Raw genomic sequence first — 23532 nt, forward strand, 5'->3', positions numbered from 1 at the left:
CAGTTGGTCGACGACGGCACAAGCCGAAGCGCAAAATGGTCACTGATGGTCGCCATACTCAAGGAGACTTATCCCAGCATGGGGCGGTCCGCGGGAATGCCATCTTCGCCGGGATTGACCGCAACCGGTCAGCAATAGCTCCACGTGATCGTTCGCTGGCGGCCCAGGACGAATAGTGAACGCTCGCAAACGCCGTCGCTATCACGATAGGGGCTGTATCTCTTTGTTACTGCGCCCTTGGGCTCGAAGTCAGCGAGCAGGGGAAAATGCAAATGCCGGTACAGCGAAGGCCGCCGCGTGGTACCGAACTCCGTCGACGGAAATTACGAGTATTTCCGCGCTGTGTTGTGAAAGTCCGAAAGCAACTCCTTATATCGCGTCACCTGATCGGCGCAGATTGAACTCCAGTCAGCTGGGTAGAACGCCAGAATGACAGGCTTGCCCCTGAGATCGGACAACGTGAGCATTTGGTCGGGGCTGACATGCAGCATGAAGCTCGGCGCGGCGATACCCGCGGCTCAGGGTGAATGACATCGTCTTCCTGGTACGTGACTTGCGGCTCGAATTGAATCGATGCCGTTTTAGAGGAATGAGCCACTTGCTTCGTTGATTGCCGTCAATTGTGTGGTGTCCAAATCTTCAACATGGCTGCGGAGCTGTGCGTCGCCCTGATCCGGCCGGCGTTACGTAATTTTACGGTACGCAAATCCCTCGAATCTTTGGAACGGGGGCATCCTGGATTGTTTATGGAGCCAGATAGTGCCGACGACCTTCGAAAAGGGTTGAAATCATGAAAAAAAGCGCGCACGCGGCAGACTACTATCGGCGGATTCTTTCGAGGCAGGCCCATTCGTTGACGCAACTAGATGCATTCGCCAAGATTGTGCTTTGCAATCGTGGTCAGAAAATTCCACGAAGTGTGAGTTCCGCCGGTCAATGGTATTGCGTCATTGCCGGGGCGGTTCGCAGGTGCGCGCTCCGAGCTGACGGCCGGCGGCAAATCCTTGATCTGATGCTGCCCCGAGACTTCTTCTTTGTGAGAGGCGACGGGGACGAGGTCGCCATCGAAGCGATTGTGGACGAGACGGCGCTTGCCAGCTATCCCGGCGAGGGGATCGAACAGCTGGCCGAGCGTGATCCGAAGTTTGCGCGCGAGCTCCGCGACGTAGCCTTCCGGGCGTTAGGCAGGTCCCAAGCCCAGTTGATGATTGTTGGCGGCGTCACCGCACTCGAGAAGGTCGGTTCCTTTCTCCTTTCCCTCGACCGTCGTTCCTCGGACGAAGATGGACAGGTTGTGTTGCCCGTCTCGCGCTACGATATCGCTGACTACCTCGCGGTTTCGGTCGAGACGGTATGTCGCTCCTTCACCAATCTGCAGCAGCGGGGTGCTATTAGGCTGGCGGGCAAGCGTACGGTCAAAATCCTGAACCGCGCTGCGCTGGAAGACCATATTGGCGAACCAGGGAGCCGGGGCCTAACTCTATCTCTTAAGCACGTTGAGCGTCGAAGTGATTTCTCAAAAGAAGGGCTTGCGCGAGCTCGCGCATGCCAAGCCGGTCCATCATACGCGCGGTGAACTTCGACCATCGCCGAGACCGAGATTGTACACGAGCGCCTTGTTGGAGTGACCGTCCATCAAGCCGTCAGCCACCTGCCGCCCGCGCGCCGTGCTGCGTCCGCAACCTCGTCGTTGTAATCGGACTGCCTGCCTGTCGCAATGGTCATCTCGATCGTACTCAGCAGCGCACGCTCGCTGTATGGCTTCTCAAGGAAATCAATCGCCTGAAGCGGTCATTACGATTACCGGAGATCGCGTCTGAGGCGTTGCTGGGCCCCAGTTCGTCATGCCTTGCAACTGGATATCGAGCAAGAGGCAACTCGCCTCGATCGGTTTCGCAACTGTGAGGAACGCGGCCGGATGCTCGAAGGTGACGGAGTCGAACTTCGCCGAGCGCAAAAGTCGCTCCATGCAGGGGCGGACTAGCTCACGGTCGTCGAGATAGACAGCTCGTCCCGTGGGCATCGACACGTCGTAAGGAAACGATCGTCTCGCCTGTATCTGGTGCGACCGTCAATCGACGGTCGTAGGCCTCGTGATCGATCACAGTCACATTGTAGCTATGCCTCGTAGGCATGGTACCATCTTGAGGGACAAGCAATCAAAAAATGAAGTTGACGTGTCTAGAATCAAAAGGGTCTGTTCGGCCGAACTTGGCTTGGGTCGCGCGACCGCGCTGAGGCGATCCACTATTCTTACATTAGTGCCGTTGCCTGTTTCTATTAAGCGGCCGTTCGGGCAACCGTTCGGTTGATCTGTTGGTTCTGTCTGAGCCGCAGCTTGAAGGATAGGATGACAAGCGCGAAGCCAAATGCGATGGCATAGGCCCCCATCCACCATGTCAGAACGATCGCCCCGATGAGCGGCGTGGCGACCAGAAGCGCTCCATAGCCGACGGACAACAAACCGCCCAGAACGAGCCACCACCTGCCGTGGCTGACGCTCAGCCGGAAAGCGGCGGCCGTCATCAACGCGCCCGAGACGATTGACCAGGCGGCAACAAGCAACACGAAGGCCAGAACAGTCATGCCGGGCCACAGAAAGGCAAGGATGGCTACAGCTATATTGACAGCGCCTTCGAAGATCAGCCATCCCCACCGCTCCTCCTTGCGCTGGATCGCCCTTACGGCCGAGATAATGCCGGCAACGCCATCGACAAGTGTGTAAGCCGAGAACAGGAGTACCAGTGAGAGCATCGTTGGGCCCGGAAAGATCAGCGCAACAACGCCGAAAAGGATTCCTAAAATGCCTCGCAGCAGGAACAGCCACCAATTCTGAGCCAAATTCTCGCTCGCCGAGATGGACTCGGTGCCGAAGCCGGAATTAACTGTGCTACTCGCCATGACATTCTCCCAAGTGCAACCTGGTTTCCGACCAAATTGAAGTGTCGCTGCCTCCGCACCATAATTCTCCTATTCCATGCGCCCAAGGGATGCATTGACGCCCGTCAGTGGCTTGGCTCGGGTAGTCTTTTCGAAAAGTCCGCGGCACTGGGTACCCGCTGTCGCACGATGATCCATCACCGGCAAAGCCATAGATAGGTGACGTGGCTAGTGTGTCTTCCAGAAGATGCTGGTTATCGGGAACGCGCCGCCTGCCGTTCCGCGGGCGCTACTTGTGGTGTTTCCTCGAAACGGCGATCGAGCGTCTGCGGGCGATTTAGCGCAGCATCAATCGCGTCGTCGACCCGCTCAAGCCATATGAAGCGCAATCGGTTGCGCGCATTTTCAGGGACCTCCTCGATATCCCTTCGATTGCGGGCAGGGAGCATGATCGTGGTAATCCCGGCCTGCAGCGCGCCGAGCACTTTCTCCTTCACGCCACCGATCGGGAGGACCAGGCCGCGCAGTGAAATCTCGCCGGTCATCGCTGTATCGCTCCGGACCGTGCGGCGGGTCAGAAGTGAAGTCAGTGCCAGAAACATAGCCACGCCCGCGCTTGGGCCATCTTTGGGAATGGCGCCCGCCGGGACGTGAACGTGGACATCGGACTTCTGCAGCGCGATCGTATCGATGCCAAATTCAATGGCGCGCGACTTGACGAGGGAGAGTGCCGCCTGCGCGCTTTCCTTCATCACCGCACCCAGCTGACCGGTGAGGATCAGTTTGCCCCGGCCGGGAATGCTGGCCGCCTCGACAAAGAGAATATCGCCGCCGGCGGGAGTCCAGGCGAGGCCAGTAGCGACGCCGGGCACGCTAGTTCGCATCGCGACCTCCTGCTCGAAACGCCGCGGCCCAAGAATGGCAGGAAGGTCCGTCGGGGCGGCGATAAAGCGTGTGACGCTCGCCTCGGCTATCCGCATAGCCGCGTGCCGGCAAATGGCGCCGATATGGCGTTCCAAGTTGCGCACGCCGGCTTCGCGCGTGTAGTTGCGGATGACGGCTGTAATGACGTCGTCCGAGATCTCACATTGCTCGCTGGTTAGACCAGCGGATTTCAGTTGACGCGCGAGGAGATAGCGTTTGGCGATCGCCAGCTTTTCCTCCTCAGTGTAACCCGGCATCTCGATGATTTCCATGCGGTCGCGCACCGGGGCCGGGATATTGTCGATAACGTTGGCGGTGCCAATCAGCATGACCTTGGAGAGATCAAAGGGAATCGCAAGGTAGTTGTCGCGAAACGCCGCGTTCTGCTCGGGATCGAGCACTTCGAGCAGCGCCGCCGCCGGGTCGCCGTGAAATCCCGCACCCAGCTTGTCCATCTCGTCCAGCATCAGTACCGGGTTGCGCGTTCCTGCCTTCCGGATCGATTGGATGACGTTACCCGGCAACGCACCGAGATAAGTTCGGCGGTGTCCGCGTATTTCGCTTTCGTCATGGACGCCGCCGAGGCTCAATCTCACGAACTTGCGTCCCGTGGCGCGGGCGATGCTTTGGCCGAGCGAGGTCTTGCCGACGCCGGGAGGGCCGACAAAGCAGAGGATTGGGCTTTTGCCTTCCGGATTGAGCTTGCGCACAGCAAGGTGTTCAAGAATTCGCCGCTTCACCTTCTCAAGGCCATAGTGATCGTCATCGAGAATTCGCCGCGCTTCGACAATGTCGATCTGTTCCGGATCCAGCTTCGACCAAGGCAGCTCGGTCAGCCATTCGAGGTAGCTTCGCGTCAACCCATAGTCTGCCGCGGCCTCCGGCATGCGCTCGAGCCTTTTCAATTCCCGTCTGGCCTGCTCTTCGGCCTCCTTCGGCATCCCGGCCTTGTCGATCTTGTCACTGAGTTCCTTCAGTTCAATGGACTTGGCGTCGTCGTCGCCTAGTTCCTTCTGAATCTGGCGAAGCTGTTCGCGAAGAATGTGTTCGCGCTGCTGCGACGAAAGGGTCTGTTGCGTCTGTTCGCCAATCGCCTTTGAAAGCTGCAGGACCTGAATTCGCTTCGCCAGCAGGCCGAGCAGCTTGTCGAGAAGCTGGGTTACGTCGAAGGTTTCTAGCAGATCCTGCTTCTCGCCTACAGGAATATCGATGATGCCGCCGAGAAAGTCGGCGAGCACGGACGGCGAATCCAGACCTTCAATCGCCGCTGAAATTTCCGGCGGCAGATTCGGTAGCAACTGGATCGCTTCCCGGGCGCGCATCTTGAGCAGATTCATGCGCGCCTCGACCTCGGGGGTCATCACCTCTGATATGCCGACTTCCTCGATGCGCGCTACGATGTAGGGAAAACCGGAAAGAAATTCCTTGACGCGGAATCTGTTTATGCCGCGGCAGATCGCATAGTGGGTCGCCTCGGAAGTGACATAGCGCAGAATTTCGGCCACCGTACCGACGTGCCGCAGATCCTCTGGCCCCGGCTCCTCAACGGTGGGGTCCTTCTGTAACAGCAGACCGATTTTGCGGCCGCTGCGGACGGCTTCCTGTGCGGCAGCGATGGACGACGGCCGGGCAATCGTCAAAGGCAGCACGACACCGGGGAACAGCAGTGTACTGCGAATCGGTAAGATGATGATTGCATCCTCGGGCACACCAGCCTGGTTTTGATCGGTCGTGGTGCCGGATTCGCGTTTGGATGCGTCAACCATCGATCGATCCTTCTATAGATTGCTTGAAGAAGGCCAGCACGAGACATCCGTTGCGGTATTCCGATTGACCGAACCGTAGGCCCTTAGTCGGAAACGCAATCCGGCGCTCGAATGTCCCGTAGGGGATTTCGAGACGGACCGCGGTGCCATCGCGCGGAATCGTGCCCTGACGGCGAAGGCCAACGACCGAAACGCCATCATCGTCGATCGCCACATTCAAGTCGTCCCGGTCGACGCCGGGAAGAGCGACCGTTATTCGAGCCCCGGAATCGGTCGCAACGATATCAATTGGAGGCTCCCAACGGGCTGCGGAAGCGATGGCGGTGATCGGCTGGAAGAATTGACGATGCAAGCGCTCGGCGCGCTCAATCATTTCGCAGGCAGTGGCCCACATAAGAGTTCCTGGATCGACTGCGGCCATGTCATCCTCGCGCGCGTGCCCGTCGAGCCTATGACGCAACTCCAGAGGTGACCTTGACGATCGTCAACCGGCAGCTATCCGGCATCGTCCTAGTGGGCGATGACCAGTGGTACCGGTGAATGATGCAGGAGTCGTGAAGTCGTGCAGCCTGGCAAGAATACGCAAGCGCGAGTGGCCATAGCTGCCATCACGAGAAGGTCGGCGTCCAGTCGCCGGCATTCTTCGATCACGATGTCGGCAATTTCGTCGTCCTCTCCGACCGCGCGATACTTTACCGCGTCGATGCCGTGATGCCGCAGATGCTGCGCGGCATCGTTGCTCCTCGGCGTATCGGTCTGGGCCGGACGCTCGTATTCCACCACGAGAAGCCAAACGTTCCTCGCTCGCTGCAGACAGGAGAGGGATTCGGACAGAGAGCGCGCAGATTCCCGGCTTCCGTTCCAGGCAACCACGACGTGATCGAGAGGCGCCATGGTTTTCTCGTCCTCCGGAATAAGAAGCAGATGGCGTCCCGCACCGTAGAGGAGTTCTTCGATCAGACCCCGCGGTTCGTTTGGTTGGCCGTTCAGGCGAAGCGCCACGAAGGCATCGGCGGCACGAGCGAAGCGGTATCGGCGACGTCGCGTTCGCCTTCCACATCGAACCGCCGGAAGAAGGTCGGTTGCTGCAACCGCTCCAGCCGCTGTAGCGCCGTGGCTTCGACGGCGTCGCCGGCCTTCCCTGCATCGTGCGGCAGTTTTGCCGGTCCGCTGGACCCTGCATCTGATATAGCCGCCGGCAAGACGTTGAATAGCAGCCCGGCGATATGACTTTCGAAAGTTGCGGCGATCCGGCTGACAGCGGCCAGCCGCGCGAAGTCTCCTGCTGTCCCATCCAACGAAGCAAGATGTCCTTGATCATGATGACCTCGCAAGACGTCGCTAGCACGCCGAAGAAGAAGGACCGCTCGGATTTCGCCGGCGGTCCAAGTCGGGGGAGGAGCCCCCGGGGAGGGGGCAGCGGCAGGAGGATACTGCCGATCATGCAAGACTACGAATAGAACGGGGCTCCGCATTGACAACGCTCAATTTTCGTTCAACCTTCGTGACCCGTGGGCGGGTACTTCGCTGCGTGCTCGTGGAGCGCCGGGCATCGTCTACTGATTGGTGCGCGACCGCGATCAGCGCGTGGACGAGGACGCCTGAGGTTGCGCGTTGTACAGGTAAACAGGCAGTTTCTCCAATGCCGCGCGATTTGCTCCCGGAAGCACGATGAAGCCGCGTGAATCGTCCAGCTTCAAACTGTTGAAGGGAACGGCGACCAAGCGGGGTCCGGCGCCGATGAAGTCGCCCACGGAAAGCACGGCGAAGATACGTTCATCCTTGCTGAAGATGAAATCGTTGATCTTCCCGATCGTCTCGTTCTTGTCATTGACGATTATCTTCAACTTCAGCGTCTCGGCGGGATAACCGTTCGCGACCTCGTTGACGTCAAGCGTAACAAGCCCGACTGGTTGCGCCGCCGAGTATTGCCCCGGCAAACAGCAGAGGACAACGGCAACCGCAGCAAGCCACGGCGAAGGAAGCACTTCTTGGCGAGGCTTCCGTCGAGTGCCGTAGAGGCGTTTGCGCGTTACGAGCATGGGGGTACGGTGCCGGCGCCACAGCTCGAACGACGGACGATGTTCTCGGAGCTCGAGCCGCTGGTATTTGGCTCCCCTACAATCTCGGTCGCGAGTTTCGTATCGGGATTGATCAACACGATCCGGTCGGGCAGCTTCACAAAGAGAAGGCTTGTGACCTCCGGCACCTGATCGGTGACGTTGTTAGGAAGCGCTTGCGCGTTTATCGAGTTCGGACGCTTGGTGCCGTCCTGCGGTCGCGTGCCGCCGGGCGCGGACTGTGATGACGAGCACCCAAGTCCCTGGCTAATTATCTGTTGCGGACTCGACGTCAGATCAGCCTGGGCGGTATCGGCCTTCTGGGCAGCGGCAAAACCTGCGCTGCCAAGAAGTGTAAGGGTGACGGTGACTGCAAAAAGATGTCTCTTCATGGTAATATCTCTTGGATCGGGACCCGGCGTCGTGCGTCGGCCATTGTACTCGCAAGGAACGGCAGGCCTGGCGTTGACCATCGTCAAGGTTTGTGCGGGAATTGAATGGTGGAGCGCAAATCACCAACGCTAGGCCGTGTGCGGTGGATCCAGATATGTCGGCGTCTTCTTCGCGCGTTGCGGCGTCATTTTTGCCGGCGATGGCTTGCCGGGAACACCACGAGGTCCAAGCAACTCCTGCTGGATATCATCCTCGGTCTTGCGTGGCAGTCCATCATCAAGTTGGCGAGGTTCACCGAATATCAGCATCTTGCCACTCCGGATTTCCTGCTTAGTCCATGAGAGTTCAATTTAGTCCAGGAGACTTCAATGGGCATTGACGGTTGTCAAAACCGACCAATCGTTTTCTAACCACCATCGGCTGGCTTTGGCAAAAGGCAAGGTAAACCGGAGGATCGTTCCGCCTCCAGCGTTTGGTTCGTAGCGCGGCGCGCCGCGACCAGAGGAAAGATTATCATCGAGAAGTTCTAATTCCTCCCGATGATCGACCGGACAGGCAGCTACGTAAAAGTACTGAATTGCCGACTGCGTTGGACTCTTAGTAGTTGCCAGTCACTGAAGCCAAAGCGAGTTGAGGCGTTGCATGCAGGACATTCAGAAGCGGATCGATGAGCAGAAGCAGATCGATGAGATAGATGTCCAGGCGGCCGAATCGGCCTTGATTGCTGATCTGGCTACGGATTATGAGGCGCGAATCTACAACGGCAGGCGCGCGCGACAGCTTCGTGAGTTTGCGGCGGACCTGCGTAAGCAGACACAAATCACAGGGAACGCACCGTCTTTCGCGGGCACCGTCGGGCCCTCGTCCGACGGTCGTGCTCGGTAAAGGTCCCGTCCGCCATGCGATATCGATCAAAGCCACACCGTTTTGAAGACCAGCTAGCGGTAGCAAAGGAGCGGCTGCAACAAGAGGTCGCGAAGCTGCCTGCTGGTTCCGGAAGGGATGTATTGGTCAGGAAACTCAGCCAGGTTGATACAGCTGAACGCATGAATGCGTGGCTATCATCGCGCGGCTTGTCGACGCCGACGCTAGTTCCGTGGGCGAGCGTAACGCGGAAAAATGCGCCGAAGCGATAGACTGCAGGATTGGTCTTCGGAGGCGATGCTAAGTGCCCTCGCAGGTATAGTTGCGACGCCAATTAGCTTGCCTTCCTGGCCCGCATCGACGACCGTTTCGCCGCGACTTGCCTGGATCTCCTAGTGGCACGCTGATGATGCGCTAAAGGCGTGCTGCGGCCACCTGCTGCGCTCTGGCGCAATGCATCCATCAGGTCAATAACCTCAGCCGAGGGCCGCTCCTTTAGTTTATCGATCTTTTCGCCGCGTTGTTTCCTCTTAATTATCGCTCGCAGGGCCCGCTCGTAGTGATCTTCAAATTGTTCGGGATGAAAGTGACCAGCCTTCATCGCGAGTATTTTCCTCCCTAGCTCAAGCATTTCTTTCGGTACTCTCTCCTCTGGCAGATCAGCGAAATAATCCCTTTCGTCCCGGATTTCATAGGGATATCGCAGCGTCACGCCCAACAGGCCCTTGCCACGCGGCTCAACCGCCATCACATGTTCGCGCGTCGTGAGCACCACCCTGCCGAGCGCTACCATACCCTCTTTCCTGATTGCTTCTCTGATGACCACGTACGCCTGCCGGCCGATTTCTCCCGCCGGGGTCATGTAGTAGGGACGACTCAAATAGAGATCGTCAATCTCGCTTCGTGGCACGAACTGGTCGATCTCGATTGTATGCGTCCCTTCGATCTCGATCGCCTTGAGCTCATCCTCGGTGAGGGCGACATATTGGCCCCTGCCGGCTTCGTAGCCCATGACGATGTCTTGCGGGTCTACCTGCTTACCCGTCTCGGCATCGAGCTTGCAGTATTTGATCCGGTGCCCGGTCTTCTTGTTGATCAGATGAAATCGGACTTTCTCGCGGTCAGAGATCGCCGGAAACAGCTGGATCGGACACGATACTAGCGACACACGCAGATAGCCCTTCCAGTAAGCACGTGGACCCATCAACCTCTCCATTCGCAAATCTATCGTGTGTCAGCTAGTTGCAACGAGTTTCTGACTGGGCTGTCTACTTTGCGACAGGGCCAGACGACGCCCAGGTGACTGGCCAAAGCGCGCGGATCTCCTTCGGCAGAGACTGAACTACGTGGCCGATTTCTCCTGCGGAGACATGGTTCTCAAGGGTCTTGAAGACGGCACGTACAGCATCTTCGCGGTTGACGAGCGCTGTGTTGGGGAGGCGCGTGTCAATCCAGGCTAGGAATTCGTCCCGCGACCGAATCTTTTCCGGCTTCCGGGCCGGACGCCATGCCTCGTAGTAGATGCCACGTATTAGCATCGGGAGTTGTTCGCTGAGATGAGCCGCCTCATCGGTTGTCAAGCGGTCGCGGAGGCAATGCAGCACCACTCGCAACGCCTGATAGGCCCCGTGACGATCAGAGCCTAGCATCTCGCCGATTTCTTTGAGCCACGTGTTCGTTTTGTGAAGCGTTTCGTCAAACACTTCTAGGCCGGTCAAGCTCATGATCACACCTTCCGGATTGAATGCTAACATTCCAAATGCGGGTCGCGCCCGAGTGATCGGTCACGCCCCCCAAAGCTTTAAGATTTTGCGCGCGACCGCCTGAGGCGCCTTGATAGGCGTCAATTCGGAGCATTTGCCCTGACCGTAAGCACTGCGCAGTGACGGCCTTGCAAAGAGTTCTAGGTCTCCCCCGGCTTGCCCGTCTATAAGCGACGCAGTCAACGTTCAATGCGGAACGAGGCTGCACCGATACACAGGTGAATTATTTCTATCCTCAATTGACAAGTATCAGCATTGTCGTTCGGAAGTTTGAACCGGGTTGGCTAGGAGTACTTGAGGGGAGTGGACCACAAGCCGCCACTGGGGACCCACTGGAAAGATGCCCATGCGCAACCAAGCTTCGGCGACCGTTGGTTTTGTGCTCGACTCAACGATGGGACAGCATCTACGCGGCCATCGAAAGAGTGATGATCTAGCCACTGCCAGGACAGTCGATCGCTTCGTACCGCAATCAGGTAAAAAATTCCGCGTTTGAAGCCGCAGGAACGATAGGGCGAAAAGCGGATTGATAGAGGAGCTCGTCTGAAGGAGTTTCCTGATGGATCTGAAAGGCAAGAAGATCGCCATCCTGGCGACCCATGGCTTCGAACAATCCGAACTTGAAGTGCCTCGCGACCGTTTGAAGAAAGCGGGTGCAACCGTCGAGGTGATTTCGTTGGCTACTGGCGAAATCAAGGGGTGGGACATGAAGGACTGGGGTCGGCCGGTGAAGGTCGACAAGTCGCTCGATCAAGTGTCGTCGTCGGACTACGACGCCATCGTGCTACCGGGCGGCCAGATCAATCCCGACCTGCTCCGGGTCGAACCGAAAGCCCTCAAGTTCATTAAGGAGATTTTCGACGCCCAGAAGATCGTCGCCGCGGTCTGCCACGCACCGTGGCTGTTGATCGAGACCGGGATCGCGAAGGGACGGATGATGACGTCCTACAAGTCGATCAAGACCGACGTCATCAATGCCGGTGCGAAATGGGAGGACTCCCAGGTCGTAGTCGACCAGGGTGTGATCACCTCGCGGAACCCCGGTGACCTCGAAGCGTTCAGCGCGAAGATCATCGAGGAGGTCAAGGAAGGCCGCCATGTCAGGCGAAACGTAGCCTAGCCACCGTGTGTCGGCCGTTGTGGTGCAATAGCGGCCGAAGCGGGGGCGTCCTCGTCTCGCCGGGGCCGCTTGCGCCTCGCCGTGGAATCGCAGGAGGCACCAATGACAATGGTGCGAAAGATACGAATTCACCGCCATAGCGGGAGCGACTTCGTTCGCGCCAATCAACTGAGCAGTCGCAGCCAGACGTTAGACCCAAACGCGCTGGTTCCGACTCGCGGCCAAAGGCTACAAGCGCACTGCTGTCAACGAGCTGCGAAGTCCTTAGCCTGATCGGCGGTGTGGCGGAGAGCGATAGCGGCAAGGCCAGCCTTCACCTTCACGCCGTGTTGGTCTGCGGGTGGCTCGGTGCGCGGTGGTCACTTTCTGTCAGGTTCAGTGCGGCCGACGCTGGTAGTCACGATCAACGAAACAGTCAAGTATATGCGGCGGAAAAAGCGCTCTTTCGCCGAAGACGGCGCCGAACTTTGCTATCGCGCGATGAATAATTAGGATCACTTCTGAAAATGATTGAGCTCGGGCTTTGACGGGATGCGTTGTGTGAGCATGGCAAAATTTGTGAAAAGTTGATCGTTGTCAGCGCGTAGAAACGGGCTGCCAGTTACTGGCGTGGGGAATCCGGCGGAATCTAACTCGGAGACTCCGAACAATGGCAAAGAAGCTCGAAAAATCGCAGTGGAGCGTCTATTTCGATCTCATTTCAAAAGCACTGGGCGGCAAACATGCCGAGATCGAGGTGACGTCGCTTAAGCTCGGTGATCAGGTCGAGGCGCACTGGCTGCCGTTCTTTGGGGTTTCCTATGATCCAAAGGACGACCTAATCTCGCTCGTGCTCGAAGGACACGACCATCTGATCCGCAAACCGAGAGAAATATACATCGAAGGCGAAGGCCTGGAGTTGTCCAGCCTTGAGGTTATCGACGCGGACGGCGTGCGTCAGATCGTCGTCCTCAGAGATCCTCTGATGCTGCCGGCGCCGTCTGCGGTAAGGGCGGGCTGATCTTACACCAATTCAAAGAAATAAACGAATGCTCATGCTTTATGCCGCGATTATCCAGTCGGGCGTCTGCTCGCGATGAGAGCCCGGACGCGCTCCAACAGAAGTAGCATATGCTCAGGCGCCATAGTTTCAGGCGGCTCTTCGCACAAGCGAAATTTTGGAAGGGATGCCGCAGCAACAGCCCGGTTCAGCCGTCGAAAGCGATCGAGGGGCCCTGACAGTGCTGCAAGACGAAGACAGCTCCGACTCAGGCATTCAACTCCACGAATCTGTCAATCGGTCGCAATAGATGATTGGCGGAACGTGTCGCTCGGGAGGGCCGGCAGGCGCATTTCCGCGGTATGGCGCCATGGATCATCTCGTGGCCCAGCGCGTTGATCGAAACGCCCGCAACTAAGGAGCAAGCGATGTCCGAGCTAACCGTTTCACGCGAAAAGGTCAGCTTTCTGATCGAAAAAGCGCATGAGTTTGATGTCAAGGACCTGCCGGCCGATGAAGAGTCCGGATCGAATCCTACTGATGATGCTGAAGTCGACGTTTTGCAGGACGATGGTTGCGACGCTGTCGCTGCCGAGCTGGCGAGCTTCATCAGGGCATTGAACGAGGACGAACAGATCGACCTTGTCGCGTTGATGTGGCTCGGACGGGGCGATGGCACGATCGACGAGTGGGAAGATCTGCGTAGCCAGGCGGCCGAACGCCGAAGCGAATACCGCAACCCGCGTTGGGAGACCGTGCGCTACCTGCTCGGCGAACCGCTGTTGGGCGATTTCCTGGCTGAGGGCCTGGACAAGTTCGGAATATCCTGGGGCGATGAGGCGCCCACGCCCTGACGAGCACGATCATGGAGGCCGAGAGGAGCGTCGTGAGATTAGCTCAAGCTGATCGAACAAGCCCTTGGATTGGAAACGCGGAATCCGCGCTGTTGGCCCAGCGGAGCGCGGGAGACCGGAGACCAAATCAGACCCATTAGCGCGTACGTACTATGACAAATCGCACCCGGACATTTTATCGACGAGGCAGGACACTTCGAGAGGTGAGAGTGGAAAGCGCCAATGAACAGCTAATGCGCTCTCGATGTCTTGAAAATCAGAGGCGCGCCCACGCGATCAAAAGGAGACTTGCGCACGCGAAAGTGGAGATAATTTATGTTGTCTGACTATCCGAAGCCGCCTTACCCCAATCAGCACCCGGTTGGACCGCCAAGCTGGACCCGCGTCCGGATCATGGCGAGCACAGCTACAGTGGCACAGGTAAGTTGAAAGGCATGCGGGCCGCCATCACGGGCGGCGACAGCGGCATTGGACGAGCGATGGCAATCGCCTATGCGCGCGAAGGTGGTTCTTATCGCCTATCTAATCGAGCACGAGATGCGCAGGAGGTCAAGGCGTTGGTCGAGAACGAGGGGCGCAAGGCCGTCTTAATCGCCGGCGAGCCCTAGCAGCAGCAGCCCCGATTGACCCCACCCCAGCTACGTATATCTCGACTACCCTTTCGAAGCTCTCGTCATATGAATAGACGTCCAAGAATGAGCCTAGGATCTGATGCACGGCAAAGCCGCGCACTAAGCTCCGAAGCATATCCAAGGCGTCTTCTGCGTGTTGCCCATGCACCCCACATTCGGCGAGAACAGATTTGATGAGGTCGCAAAGTTCTCCGTGGCTTGCCCTCCACTCAGCGCAATCGCTTGTGGACGTTCTCGATCCGGCAGCCCACAAGGCGGGACGCTCCAACGCATATTGTCGCATTTCTCGGGCAACTGACCTAAGAGCATCAAAGGACGTTTTGCCCTCGCGTGCTGTCGTCAGCCTAGCGAGCAGGTCGCGATAGCACTTGATGGCGAAAAATGTCCGCAATTCCGGAATTGTGCAGCGCCTGTCGGAGGAGAAATGTTCTACCTCTGAGGCGAGATCTACTGCAAGCCGCTGATCCCAGGATGCCGACAACATTTCATCGACGTGGAAGCTACGTTCGCGGTTCATAAATCCAGCCCCACGTTCAGGAGGAAGGCCGGTTGCTTCCGCAGACACGCGACTTCGATCACGTTGCCGCGTGTGCTGACTCTTCTACATTGCCTTGACACCGGCTTTGGACGGGACGTGAATAAAAGATAGAACTCAGTGAGATCAGCCGGGAGACTTGCCTCAAGTTGTGCGCCGGTGTGCCAAGCGCTCAACACCAAGCAGTTTGTCGAACACAAACCATCGATCGACCTGCATCTGGCGTAAAGTGGGGTGGAGAAAACTACGCGCTTCGGCTCCGCTAGATTTAAGGGCGGGAACCCCAGCGTTTGCTTGTTCCTATCCTTTTTGTGGAGGACATTGGCTCGCGGGAACGAAACGTTTCCGGACTCCACTGGCGGTGTTTCTGTCTGCCGAGACGTCTGACGGTGATGCATCGTGGGTCGTCAAATCTGCAGCCTCCGCGTTATTGCGCATTCCGGCGAAAAGCTACTAAGTTTCCTTAGAGTGGACGTGCAACAACGCGGTCTCGAGTTGCGTTTGTTTCTAGCAGATGCTCTGTGATTTTAATCGGCGGCCATGGATCAATTCGTCGGCTGATCTACGGTTAACGAACGGCAAACACGTGGACACTATCTTCTCGACCTCCTCGGTTCATCCCCGCGACCGATTTGATTATTGGCACAGCCTGGCCTGCAAGAAGATCGTGGGTCATGACTCTGTGCCGGAAAATCGCCTGACATTCCAAGCCGAGATCAAAGCCGCGAAGTTCGGCAACCTGGACCTGGTTGAATTCAGCAACTCACCGATGCAGGTTTCTCACACCTTGGCCCACGTCGAGCGCACCGGCCCCGACACGTTGTTCCTGTGTTACCAATTGTCGGGCAGGGTCCTTATCGTCCAGAACGCGCGCGAGGTTAACCTGGACGCCGGTTCTTTGATGCTGCTTGAGCCGCTGTTGCCTTATGATGCGAAGTTTTCGCCAGACTCGAAAACTCTCCTCATCAAGGTTCCGCGCCGTGAGCTACGCGCACGGATCGGTACAAACCGCGAGTTGATCGGGCGTCGCGTGACTGCCGAGCGGACGGACGATGATCTGGCGCTTTCGGTCGCTGCAAAATTGCCGTCGCTCGCTGGGAGGACAGCTTCCATAACAGAAGAAATGGTCGGCAATCACGTGCTTGACTTACTCGGACTATCCATTGCGAGAACAATTGGGAGCGCTACCGTTCGCGTCTCGAATCCAAAAGCGCTATTGCTGGGGCAGATTCGTTCAGTGGTGGAAGCGAGGCTCACCGATCCCGACCTCGACGGACAGAAGGTCGCCGATATCGTTGGAATAAGCGTCCGATACGCCAATGCGCTTCTTGCCGAACAGGACTCCTCACTTCACCGTCTCATTCTGTCCCGACGGCTCTCGCGTTGCCGGTTTGCTCTTGAAGACCCCAACCAAGTCCATCGAACCATAGCCGAAATTGCACAGGGATGGGGGTTTTCGGACATGACGCATTTTGGCCGCTGCTTTAAAGGGGCTTATGGGGTTTCACCGCGCGAGTGTCAGAAAGCAGCGGCGCAATCCCGGCAAGATGGTCGGCCCTGACCCTGGGCGCGCTTTTCGGGAGGAAATCGTGGCCGACCTCCATCGGCGGTCCGCTTAGAACTGTCGACGTATTTTTGCTTCTGGATTTCAACAGCATTGCAAGCGATGTCAGCGTCCCCTTGCCGGCTGGATCTTGGTCGGCTGCCTCGAGCTTCGTCGCGCCGATCGCGCGCGCCCGATCGAAGCGCCGAACGCTGGCGACATTGACCGGGTTATAGCTCTTGCGCACTGCTTGTTGCGGTCGGCCGTCTTGGCCATCTTGTTGGACTGATCCTCGGCCGTGCGGCCGCCGGCGTCGCCGTCGACGGCGCCCGAGCGGCGCTGGGGGATCTCGGTCTTGCCGAACGCGAGCTCGCACACGGATGCAGACATTGGGCTCACAGCTCGCGGTCGCCACCAAGGACATCGCCGAGATGAAGGCGTCGATTTTGTTACAAGCGATCTCTTCGATTCGATCGCCCGAACATGTGATCTGCTGGTATCTAAGGTTCCCTACGCACCGGACACTGCCGCCAAGGCGAGCGATAATTTTTGGAGCGGTGGAATAGACGGTACTGAGCTTCTGCGAAGAGTCGTCGTGGCTCTTCCCACGAGTTGGACGCGGACGGAACAGCCTGCATCAATTCCCTGTTTCCGAATCCTCCGGAACGAAGGTCAGGGATCATTTTAATGCTTGGCTTGGAGGCAATCTCACCGAGTGGGGATGTGCTGGATAACACCTGGCATGTGCCGGGATATCAAAATCTGCTCTCCGAGCAGCCATTCTAAGGTGATATGAGCGCGTGGCGCTTTGGCGTGGTCAGTATGCGTCGATTTCGGATTGGCCGCGGTTGGTGGAAGGAAGTCGCAGGCAATGGCGTGTTCTTTGCAGAAGATAGAAGCTGCAGCGTCATCGCTGATCACGATGCCTACGGGTCATCTGCTGGATTATCGCCGAACAGCCCGTAGCGTGCGCTGTCGAGCACAGCATCGATTTCATCGATCGTCAGAAGAGTTCCTATAGCTGGGCATCAGGCTGCTATTCCGTGGCGGGTCAGTTCGTCACCCTTGCGCCGGCCACGTAAATCCCGTCCCACTGTCGTCCAGTGCAAAGCCCGCGATTGTCAGCGTCTAGCGCTGGGCGCAGGTCTTCTTGACCCAGTCCCGGCTGCGGGCGCCGGTCGGATAGACACTGTTTGCTACCTTCGACACCACGCCCTTGTAGCCGAGCTTGCAAGCATGGGTGAACATCTTGGGGCCGTCGATCGCGAAGCTTTCGCTGAACTGGATGGCGGCGCCGGCAAAGGCCGTCAATAAGGTCGGCAATAGCCGCAAGCGAGTTGAGGGCCGGCTGAGGTCGGCGATGAAGAAGTCGTTAGGAACGGCACCTTCGAAGCGTGGTTAGCAACGTGCCGCTCCCCGGCACAGCGCATTCGCGAATGAAGGTGCCCCGGCTCTTGCCCCCCAAAGACCCGGGGCACATTCGCGATTCATTCCCATGGGGGCCGTAGCTGTGGACCGGATAGAGCGCAGCTTTTTTCCCGCCGGGTACCCGCTAAGCGGGCAGCTCGAAAACCAGACCGCGTCGCGACGCTGGGAAATAGTGGCAACATTACCGCCACTGGATTAACGTGGGTTATTTCCACCCGATTCAAACCGTTGCTAGCCGCGCTGTTATCGTTGGATTAATGCCGGAGTGAGTTATGCCCGCCAAGCCGTGGTCCGAAGAGGACGAGCAACAGTTGCTAAAAATGATACGAGAGACAGCCCTAACGCAGTTGGAGATCGCCCGGAAGCTTGGACGAACGGAGGCTGCGGTAAGCAGTCGGCTTACGATCATCAGAAAGCGGGAGCAGGTTGTCGGCGCCCGAGCAAAGCACCCCCGCGGCGTGCCTGCTCGAGCTGTCATTTCGTCCTCTCGAAGGACGACCGGGAAATAGGAACTAAACTGCCGAGTGCTGGTTCTGGCGGGAAGGTAATCATGGCAACTCGGCCTCGGCGCCCCCCACCGCGCTGGGGCCATTTCGCGAAGAGGCCGCCAACTGAGTGGCCTCCGCTATCGAAAAATATCCTACGCACCCTACAACGACGACCAGCCAGACGAGCGATAAAATTCGATATACGGTATTGGGCAGCACCATTAAGGTTCTTCGGCCTCCTCCGTTACCGAGCCTTCTTATTTGTTTATTTGTCATGCTGGCGGACCCGCTGTCCAGCTACACTTCAGGAACAACTGTTGCGGTGACGGGCGGAAAGCCGTTTATCTGATCGCTCTCTTCATCAATTTCATCCATTCGAGAACCTTGCCAACAAACTGCCTTCAGCTCTCGGCGGCGAGTCAGTTCGGGCAGAGAGCCGAACCTTTCAGCTTTTGCGCGCCATCTATCTCGCACCGCCGTCAAGTCTGTCGACCTAGATTATCTTTCAAGCTTCGGTTACTGAGATGATGACCTTGAGAGCGTTCGTCTTGGCCGCCTCGCCGAACGTCGCATAGGCGTCCATGATATTGTCGAGCTTGAAGTGGTGCGTGATCAGTCGCTTGGGATCGATCTTGTTTGATTGTACAGTCTTAAGCAGCATCGCCGTTGTGACGGTATCGACGAGTCTTGTCGTGATCGCGACGTTACGGTCCCAGAGGCGTTCTAGATGCAGATCTCCCTTGACGCCATGGACGCCGATGTTAGCGATGACACCACCAGGCGCCACGATGTCCTCGCAAGTGACAAAGCTCGAGGGAAGGCCGACGGCTTCGATCGCGGTATCGACGCCACGACCGTCGGTCATCTTCATGATTTTCTCGACTGCCTTGCCGTCCCTATTGTTTATTGTTGTGGTCGCACCGAAGCGGGACGACATTTCGAGCCGGTTGTCGTCAAAGTCGATCATTATGAGTTCCGACGGTGAGTAGAATTGAGCCGTCAGCAACGCCGCAAGCCCGATCGGGCCGGCTCCGACGATCGCGATGGTCGCGCCGGGTTGAACCTTGCCGTTGAGCACGCCGCATTCGAACCCGGTGGGCAGGATATCGCTCAGCATTACTGATGCTTCCTCATCCGCTCCGGCGGGGATGCGGTATAGGCTGGTTTCGGCAAAGGGAATGCGGACATACTCGGCCTGGGTGCCGTCAGTCGTGTTGCCGAGGATCCAGCCCCCGTTGACACAATGCGAGTACATTCCGCGGCGGCAATAGTCGCATTTTGCGCAGGACGAGATGCAGGACACGATCACGCGGTCGCCGGCCCGAAAGGCGGTGACGGCGGCGCCGACTTCTTCGATGACGCCGGTACCTTCGTGGCCAAGGATACGGCCTGGTGTACAGGTCGGCACGTCGCCTTTGAGGATATGCAAATCTGTTCCGCAAATCGTCGTCCTGACGATCTTGACGATAGCGTCCGTTGGCGCGGCAATCTTCGGCTTTGGGCGATCCTCAAGCGCCTTCTTTCCGGGGCCTTGGTATACCAGCGCTTTCATAACCATTCTCCTACGTTCGATTTTGCCAATCGAGTGAATCGTCTCGAGCATCAGGCGATGCCCCAGTGTCACCGGTGCTATCCTCCCACGCTGCGCCTGGGCATAGTCGCGTTTCATTGCAGAGAGCAGGCGAGCGGTCAGAACCGCGCCGGCGCTCCGATCGGACAGCCGTGGGCAACGGCACCGCACTCGACCTTGATGACTGAGTGAGTCCAAGCTGCCGGTCAGGGCGATGGTGATCGATGCAGAGGCCTCATCTCGATGCGTCCAATCTCGCCAACCCGATCAGGCGCCTGCCGGACGACAAGATGGAGCCGAGCCCCAACATGCGTAGCGAAAACTATGACAGTTACTTCCTAGTTCCCTTGATAACCATCAATCGCCCGTATTATTCGGCGAGCAGGAGCAACTGGGAATATATGCTTGTTCATCACAGGTGTAGGATTGCGACCCGACCGCGCCCGAGCCGATCGACGTCACTGTCGACGGAAGACGCATCAAGCCTGCGCCGATTACTTCGAGGCGCTCGTGAGAGGACCTGTTCATTGACGATGGTCAATGCTTGAAGCCGTTGCGGAGTTCATGATTCCTTGTGATGCCAGCAGCGAAGGAAGTTTCTATGCGGCTCGGGAAAATATGCATCGCTCTTGCGATACTACCCGGCCCGCCCGCTTCCGCCCAGGCCGGCCGGTCCGGGTTTTGTCCTATAAAGCATGCGGAGATTGTATCCGCATGAAGCCTGCTCAGACATTTTGATGTTCTCGATTGTTAAGTCCCGGAACGCCAGCAAACATTGCGAACCGGCGCTCACGCGATCGACAAACAATGTACTACTGGTGTTGGGGCATCGGTTGACGGTCTTTGGAACGCAGGTTCATCATGAAAGTCGGAATCGTTGGAGCAGGTAGGGTAGGGTGTTCCTGTGCTCTTGCCATGGTGGTACGGGGGAGTGCCCGGACAATTGTGATCGTGGACCGAACGTCTAAGCGGGCGAGGGCGGTCGCCACCGATCTTCGTTACGGAGCGCCGCTCGGCCCAAAGACCATCATTGTCGATGGCGACTATGAAGAGCTTGCCGATTCTCAGCTGGTTATGATTGCCGCCGGCATCAATGAAAAGGCGGGGGGCGCCACCGACCGCAGCGATTCCCAGGTTGCGGTTGCTTGACAAGAATGCTGAAATCTACCGCGAGATCGTTCCGCGCATTGTGCACGCCGCGCCTAGCGCGGTGATATTGGTCGTGACCGATCCGCCGGATCCGCTCGCCGATATTGCGCGCGCAAGCGTATGCCATGATCGCGTGCTAAGTACCGGTACGTTTTTGGATTCCTTGCGTTTCCGCGTTCATCTGGCGGCGCATTTCGGCGTCGATGCCAATCATGTAGAGGCGCAGGTGGTCGGCGAACATGGGACCTCGCAGGTATTCCTCTGGTCAACCGCCCGGATCGCCGGCGTGCCGGTCGGCGAACTCGTCGGACTTCGTGGCCGAGTGCCTCACAGTTTACGCAGGCAGATCGAGGCAGACGTTCGTTACGCGAATATCTCTATCATCGAAGGCAACGATGCGAGCCAGTTTGGCATTGGTATCGTTGCGGCGCGGATCGCGGAAATTGTTCTTCGCGATGAACGAGCGGTGATTCCGATCGGCAGCTATAACGGCAAATTTCGCGTTACTCTCTCACTTCCAAGCGTCGTCGGGCGCGAGGGAGTGCTTCGGATTTTCGAACCCGAGATGTCCGTCGAGGAGCAGCGGGCGCTGGAACTGGGCGCGGCTAACTTAAGGAGGTCGCTAGGTCGTCGGTAGACGGAAAGCATTTTGTCGGGCTGCAGCGCCGGACGCGAAATGCGCCCGGCGTGCCAGAGCTGATTGATAATCAATCCGTCAGCCTGGTCCGCCGCTCTCGTGACCTCACGCCGTGCCTCCTGCTTGCGGCGTGGATGCCGGGGGCCAGGTTGGCCTTGCATCGACAGTTGCTTGTAGTAGCAGGCCGCGAGGGCACGTTGCCGGTTGACGCGCCCGCGAGCGCGTCAACGACGCCATGACCATTCGATGCGGCAGCCTGAAAAGGACCCAGCCGGTACGGCAGGAACAGCGTGTTGGTGTCCGCCGTCTGCCTGACGCGAGGGCTGCCGCAACGATGGTGGCTTCGTCTATGTTTCCCTCCTTTCGAGGATGAAGAGACCCGCGGGATGGTGACCCGCGCTGAAGTCCACACACGCAACAAAGATGTCGCAACTTCGAAGAATTGCTCCGTGACAAAGATCAATTTCGTGTCCGTGCGAGAAGATCGCGCGAAACTGACGACCGTCAAGGGGGAGGCTGGCCTGCGCACGGTATCGTGCGGCGAGGAGACGCTGCCTATGATTATCGCCGCCGTGCAATCGAACCAGCCGCGCGCCAGCCATGTTATGCGCATGGCGAGATTCGAGCGATTTTTTCGGATCGTAGCCAGCGTCGATGTCGACAAGCAGGACATCAAGCGCTACAGCGATTTTATCAACCAAAAACTTTATGATTTCCTGCCGCGGGCCCAGGCGGTCGCCAAGGCGAACGGCGGCGTGATCCTGGAGCCATTCGACCTGCCGGTCACCAGGGGATTGCAGGAATGCATCCATGAATTCGTGAGACTCGACGAAGAGATCGAGCCGCGGCTGATCCTCGACCGCGTCGCCACGCGCCCGCCGATTGATCTTGCTTACGGAGAGGATCGAGGCTCGCCTACCGGACATCGTGGGAGGTCTGAGTGTCGCGCTCGCGCATACGTTCAACGTCATCGCCCCCGGGTTGTAGAATCCATCGAACGAGCACTGGCGGAAGTGTTTTCGTATTTTCGATCTGCTGCTGTAGCTGCGCGAACGGCCGAGTAGCCAAACATCGCGACGGCTGTCGCGAGCGAGGAGAGAGCGATGATCAGGGATGTAATGGTGTGGCTGGACGGCGGCGCCTCCGACGAAATTCGTCTGGCAGCTGTCGCCGACATGACCCGCCAGCTGGAGACCCGCGTGGTCATCGGGTTGTATCTCAACGTTCTGCCTTTGCCGGGGCCGATTGAGGGCGACGTCACCGCCACAATCGTCGAGCATGCGCGCCAAACTGGCAATGCGGTGGAGGAGGCACTAGCCAAGCGGCTGCGAATGCTGGATCGGATGGTCGAGGTCCGGCGCCTCGATGTCTTGTCCGATGACGTAGCCAAAATTGCCGCGCGAGAGGCGCGCTCCGCCGACACCTTCGTGGCACTTCGTCCCAATGGCGCGATGGATCCGGAACAGCTCGTCGAAGGCGTGCTGTTCGGCTCTGGCAGGAATGTCTATCTCGTTCCCGAGACGGAGCGGCCGAGGATCGCCTTCGATCGCATTATGGTCGCTTGGAACGGGAGCCGGGAAGCGGCTCGTGCGCTTGCCGAAGCGATGCCGTTTCTTCACAAGGCGGAAAGTGTGTCGGTCATCGTTGCGACTGGCGAAAAGCCTACCGAGGAGGAGGCGGTGATGGGGATCGATGCCGTTAATCATCTTCGGCATCATGGAATCAAGGCCAGTCTGCATCGCATCAAGTGCCGCTCAAGCGAAGTCGGGCCGCAATTGATGGCTGAGGCCGAGCGCCGGAAGGCGAACCTTATCGTTATGGGCGGATATGGTCACATGCGCCTGCGCGAGCGGCTGCTCGGCGGGGTGACCTACAGCCTGTTGCACGAAGCGCCTATCCCGCTGCTGATGGCGCATTAGGACACGTCGCACCTTGCCCCGACAGCGA

General features: G+C 58.2%; 24 protein-coding genes and 2 pseudogenes. 11 read left to right on the top strand and 15 right to left on the bottom strand.

Features of this window, described 5'->3' with window-relative positions; all coding sequences use genetic code 11:
• Positions 1–323: 323 nt before the first annotated feature.
• A complete protein-coding gene (locus QA639_RS13120) occupies positions 324–491 on the bottom strand; it encodes a redoxin domain-containing protein (protein WP_346283728.1) in 168 nt (55 codons plus the stop codon).
• Positions 492–790: 299 nt separating this feature from the next.
• Here QA639_RS13120 and QA639_RS13125 point away from each other — a divergent pair, with 299 nt between their 5' ends.
• Positions 791–1576: a helix-turn-helix domain-containing protein gene (locus QA639_RS13125; RefSeq protein WP_283089961.1), complete on the top strand. Its 786-nt coding sequence runs from the start codon at positions 791–793 to the stop codon at positions 1574–1576.
• A gap of 704 nt (positions 1577–2280) precedes the next feature.
• Here QA639_RS13125 and QA639_RS13130 read toward each other — a convergent pair.
• From QA639_RS13130 to QA639_RS13165, 8 genes are all read right to left on the bottom strand, one after another.
• Positions 2281–2901, bottom strand: coding sequence for an HdeD family acid-resistance protein (locus QA639_RS13130; protein ID WP_283089962.1), 621 nt, complete (start codon positions 2899–2901; stop codon positions 2281–2283).
• A gap of 233 nt (positions 2902–3134) precedes the next feature.
• Positions 3135–5570, bottom strand: a complete 2436-nt coding sequence (gene lon / locus QA639_RS13135; protein WP_283089963.1) for an endopeptidase La — start codon at positions 5568–5570, stop codon at positions 3135–3137.
• Positions 5563–5991 carry an Hsp20/alpha crystallin family protein gene (locus tag QA639_RS13140; protein ID WP_283089964.1) on the bottom strand — a complete coding sequence of 143 codons (429 nt, stop codon included), beginning with the start codon at positions 5989–5991 and terminating at the stop codon, positions 5563–5565. The genes lon and QA639_RS13140 overlap by 8 nt, the downstream gene beginning before the upstream one ends.
• Positions 5992–6080: 89 nt before the next feature.
• On the bottom strand, positions 6081–6572 hold the full coding sequence (locus tag QA639_RS13145) for a universal stress protein (protein ID WP_283089965.1): 492 nt from the start codon (positions 6570–6572) through the stop codon (positions 6081–6083).
• On the bottom strand, positions 6557–6868 hold the full coding sequence (locus QA639_RS13150; protein WP_283089966.1) for a hypothetical protein: 312 nt from the start codon (positions 6866–6868) through the stop codon (positions 6557–6559). Before QA639_RS13150 ends, QA639_RS13145 begins: the two co-directional genes overlap by 16 nt.
• A gap of 282 nt (positions 6869–7150) precedes the next feature.
• Positions 7151–7612 carry a PRC-barrel domain-containing protein gene (locus QA639_RS13155; protein WP_283089967.1) on the bottom strand — a complete coding sequence of 154 codons (462 nt, stop codon included), beginning with the start codon at positions 7610–7612 and terminating at the stop codon, positions 7151–7153.
• On the bottom strand, positions 7603–8022 hold the full coding sequence (locus tag QA639_RS13160; protein WP_283089968.1) for a hypothetical protein: 420 nt from the start codon (positions 8020–8022) through the stop codon (positions 7603–7605). Before QA639_RS13160 ends, QA639_RS13155 begins: the two co-directional genes overlap by 10 nt.
• Positions 8023–8151: 129 nt before the next feature.
• Positions 8152–8331 carry a hypothetical protein gene (locus QA639_RS13165; protein WP_057836313.1) on the bottom strand — a complete coding sequence of 60 codons (180 nt, stop codon included), beginning with the start codon at positions 8329–8331 and terminating at the stop codon, positions 8152–8154.
• Between the two features lie 334 nt (positions 8332–8665).
• Between QA639_RS13165 and QA639_RS13170 the strand changes: the two genes are divergently transcribed.
• Complete coding sequence (locus tag QA639_RS13170) at positions 8666–8908, top strand: hypothetical protein (RefSeq protein WP_283089969.1); 243 nt, start codon at positions 8666–8668, stop codon at positions 8906–8908.
• Positions 8909–9221: 313 nt separating this feature from the next.
• On the opposite strand, the gene ku is transcribed toward QA639_RS13170, so the two are convergent.
• On the bottom strand, positions 9222–10091 hold the full coding sequence (gene ku, locus QA639_RS13175; RefSeq protein WP_283089970.1) for a non-homologous end joining protein Ku: 870 nt from the start codon (positions 10089–10091) through the stop codon (positions 9222–9224).
• A gap of 64 nt (positions 10092–10155) precedes the next feature.
• Positions 10156–10611 carry a DUF2267 domain-containing protein gene (locus QA639_RS13180; protein WP_283089971.1) on the bottom strand — a complete coding sequence of 152 codons (456 nt, stop codon included), beginning with the start codon at positions 10609–10611 and terminating at the stop codon, positions 10156–10158.
• A 598-nt stretch (positions 10612–11209) separates the two neighbouring features.
• Here QA639_RS13180 and QA639_RS13185 point away from each other — a divergent pair.
• The 4 genes and pseudogenes from QA639_RS13185 to QA639_RS13200 form a co-directional block, all read left to right on the top strand.
• Positions 11210–11770: a type 1 glutamine amidotransferase domain-containing protein gene (locus tag QA639_RS13185; RefSeq protein ID WP_283089972.1), complete on the top strand. Its 561-nt coding sequence runs from the start codon at positions 11210–11212 to the stop codon at positions 11768–11770.
• A gap of 649 nt (positions 11771–12419) precedes the next feature.
• Complete coding sequence (locus QA639_RS13190) at positions 12420–12770, top strand: DUF5335 domain-containing protein (protein WP_283089973.1); 351 nt, start codon at positions 12420–12422, stop codon at positions 12768–12770.
• Between the two features lie 407 nt (positions 12771–13177).
• Positions 13178–13603, top strand: a complete 426-nt coding sequence (locus tag QA639_RS13195) for a DUF3775 domain-containing protein (protein WP_225645966.1) — start codon at positions 13178–13180, stop codon at positions 13601–13603.
• Positions 13604–13921: 318 nt separating this feature from the next.
• Positions 13922–14205 (top strand): annotated as a pseudogene (locus QA639_RS13200) (SDR family NAD(P)-dependent oxidoreductase); the annotation flags it as partial.
• Here QA639_RS13200 and QA639_RS41890 read toward each other — a convergent pair.
• Positions 14153–14752, bottom strand: a complete 600-nt coding sequence (locus tag QA639_RS41890; RefSeq protein WP_428841157.1) for a TetR-like C-terminal domain-containing protein — start codon at positions 14750–14752, stop codon at positions 14153–14155. The pseudogene QA639_RS13200 and the gene QA639_RS41890 sit on opposite strands and share 53 nt — an antisense overlap.
• A 604-nt stretch (positions 14753–15356) precedes the next feature.
• Between QA639_RS41890 and QA639_RS13205 the strand changes: the two genes are divergently transcribed.
• On the top strand, positions 15357–16331 hold the full coding sequence (locus tag QA639_RS13205; protein ID WP_283089974.1) for an AraC-like ligand-binding domain-containing protein: 975 nt from the start codon (positions 15357–15359) through the stop codon (positions 16329–16331).
• A gap of 108 nt (positions 16332–16439) precedes the next feature.
• Here the strand turns inward: QA639_RS13205 and QA639_RS13210 are convergent, their stop codons facing one another.
• From QA639_RS13210 to QA639_RS13220, 3 genes and pseudogenes are all read right to left on the bottom strand, one after another.
• Positions 16440–16703, bottom strand: a complete 264-nt coding sequence (locus QA639_RS13210; protein ID WP_283089975.1) for a hypothetical protein — start codon at positions 16701–16703, stop codon at positions 16440–16442.
• A 650-nt stretch (positions 16704–17353) separates the two neighbouring features.
• A pseudogene (locus QA639_RS13215) lies at positions 17354–17612 on the bottom strand (non-homologous end-joining DNA ligase); the annotation flags it as partial.
• A gap of 1122 nt (positions 17613–18734) precedes the next feature.
• Positions 18735–19781, bottom strand: a complete 1047-nt coding sequence (locus tag QA639_RS13220) for a zinc-dependent alcohol dehydrogenase family protein (protein WP_283089976.1) — start codon at positions 19779–19781, stop codon at positions 18735–18737.
• Between the two features lie 879 nt (positions 19782–20660).
• Here QA639_RS13220 and QA639_RS13225 point away from each other — a divergent pair.
• The 4 genes from QA639_RS13225 (at position 20661) to QA639_RS13240 (ending at position 23504) form a co-directional block, all read left to right on the top strand.
• Entirely contained in the window at positions 20661–20948 is a 288-nt protein-coding gene (locus QA639_RS13225) for a lactate/malate family dehydrogenase (RefSeq protein ID WP_283089977.1), read from the top strand.
• Positions 20935–21585 (top strand): Rossmann-fold NAD(P)-binding domain-containing protein, encoded by a 651-nt coding sequence (locus QA639_RS13230; RefSeq protein ID WP_283089978.1) that lies wholly within the window; start codon positions 20935–20937, stop codon positions 21583–21585. Before QA639_RS13225 ends, QA639_RS13230 begins: the two co-directional genes overlap by 14 nt.
• 449 nt (positions 21586–22034) lie before the next feature.
• Positions 22035–22649, top strand: coding sequence for a DUF1931 family protein (locus QA639_RS13235; RefSeq protein ID WP_283089979.1), 615 nt, complete (start codon positions 22035–22037; stop codon positions 22647–22649).
• A gap of 39 nt (positions 22650–22688) precedes the next feature.
• On the top strand, positions 22689–23504 hold the full coding sequence (locus QA639_RS13240) for a universal stress protein (RefSeq protein WP_283089980.1): 816 nt from the start codon (positions 22689–22691) through the stop codon (positions 23502–23504).
• The last annotated feature ends 28 nt before the right edge of the window (positions 23505–23532 follow it).

It is taken from the genome of Bradyrhizobium pachyrhizi (assembly GCF_029714545.1).
GTDB lineage: Bacteria > Pseudomonadota > Alphaproteobacteria > Rhizobiales > Xanthobacteraceae > Bradyrhizobium > Bradyrhizobium pachyrhizi.

Excerpts from the sequence above, each read along its gene's own strand:
- QA639_RS13160 (WP_283089968.1), bottom strand. The coding sequence starts at position 8,022 with ATGAAGAGACATCTTTTTGCAGTCACCGTCACCCTTACACTTCTTGGC.
- QA639_RS13240 (WP_283089980.1), top strand. The coding sequence starts at position 22,689 with ATGATCAGGGATGTAATGGTGTGGCTGGACGGCGGCGCCTCCGACGAA.
- QA639_RS13140 (WP_283089964.1), bottom strand. The coding sequence starts at position 5,991 with ATGGCCGCAGTCGATCCAGGAACTCTTATGTGGGCCACTGCCTGCGAA.
- QA639_RS13190 (WP_283089973.1), top strand. The coding sequence starts at position 12,420 with ATGGCAAAGAAGCTCGAAAAATCGCAGTGGAGCGTCTATTTCGATCTC.
- QA639_RS13195 (WP_225645966.1), top strand. The coding sequence starts at position 13,178 with ATGTCCGAGCTAACCGTTTCACGCGAAAAGGTCAGCTTTCTGATCGAA.
- QA639_RS13170 (WP_283089969.1), top strand. The coding sequence starts at position 8,666 with ATGCAGGACATTCAGAAGCGGATCGATGAGCAGAAGCAGATCGATGAG.
- QA639_RS13155 (WP_283089967.1), bottom strand. The coding sequence starts at position 7,612 with ATGCTCGTAACGCGCAAACGCCTCTACGGCACTCGACGGAAGCCTCGC.
- QA639_RS13165 (WP_057836313.1), bottom strand. The coding sequence starts at position 8,331 with ATGCTGATATTCGGTGAACCTCGCCAACTTGATGATGGACTGCCACGC.
- QA639_RS13210 (WP_283089975.1), bottom strand. The coding sequence starts at position 16,703 with ATGTCTGCATCCGTGTGCGAGCTCGCGTTCGGCAAGACCGAGATCCCC.
- QA639_RS13130 (WP_283089962.1), bottom strand. The coding sequence starts at position 2,901 with ATGGCGAGTAGCACAGTTAATTCCGGCTTCGGCACCGAGTCCATCTCG.
- lon (WP_283089963.1), bottom strand. The coding sequence starts at position 5,570 with ATGGTTGACGCATCCAAACGCGAATCCGGCACCACGACCGATCAAAAC.
- QA639_RS41890 (WP_428841157.1), bottom strand. The coding sequence starts at position 14,752 with ATGAACCGCGAACGTAGCTTCCACGTCGATGAAATGTTGTCGGCATCC.
- ku (WP_283089970.1), bottom strand. The coding sequence starts at position 10,091 with ATGGGTCCACGTGCTTACTGGAAGGGCTATCTGCGTGTGTCGCTAGTA.
- QA639_RS13125 (WP_283089961.1), top strand. The coding sequence starts at position 791 with ATGAAAAAAAGCGCGCACGCGGCAGACTACTATCGGCGGATTCTTTCG.
- QA639_RS13120 (WP_346283728.1), bottom strand. The coding sequence starts at position 491 with ATGCTGCATGTCAGCCCCGACCAAATGCTCACGTTGTCCGATCTCAGG.
- QA639_RS13180 (WP_283089971.1), bottom strand. The coding sequence starts at position 10,611 with ATGAGCTTGACCGGCCTAGAAGTGTTTGACGAAACGCTTCACAAAACG.
- QA639_RS13185 (WP_283089972.1), top strand. The coding sequence starts at position 11,210 with ATGGATCTGAAAGGCAAGAAGATCGCCATCCTGGCGACCCATGGCTTC.
- QA639_RS13225 (WP_283089977.1), top strand. The coding sequence starts at position 20,661 with ATGAAAGTCGGAATCGTTGGAGCAGGTAGGGTAGGGTGTTCCTGTGCT.
- QA639_RS13220 (WP_283089976.1), bottom strand. The coding sequence starts at position 19,781 with ATGAAAGCGCTGGTATACCAAGGCCCCGGAAAGAAGGCGCTTGAGGAT.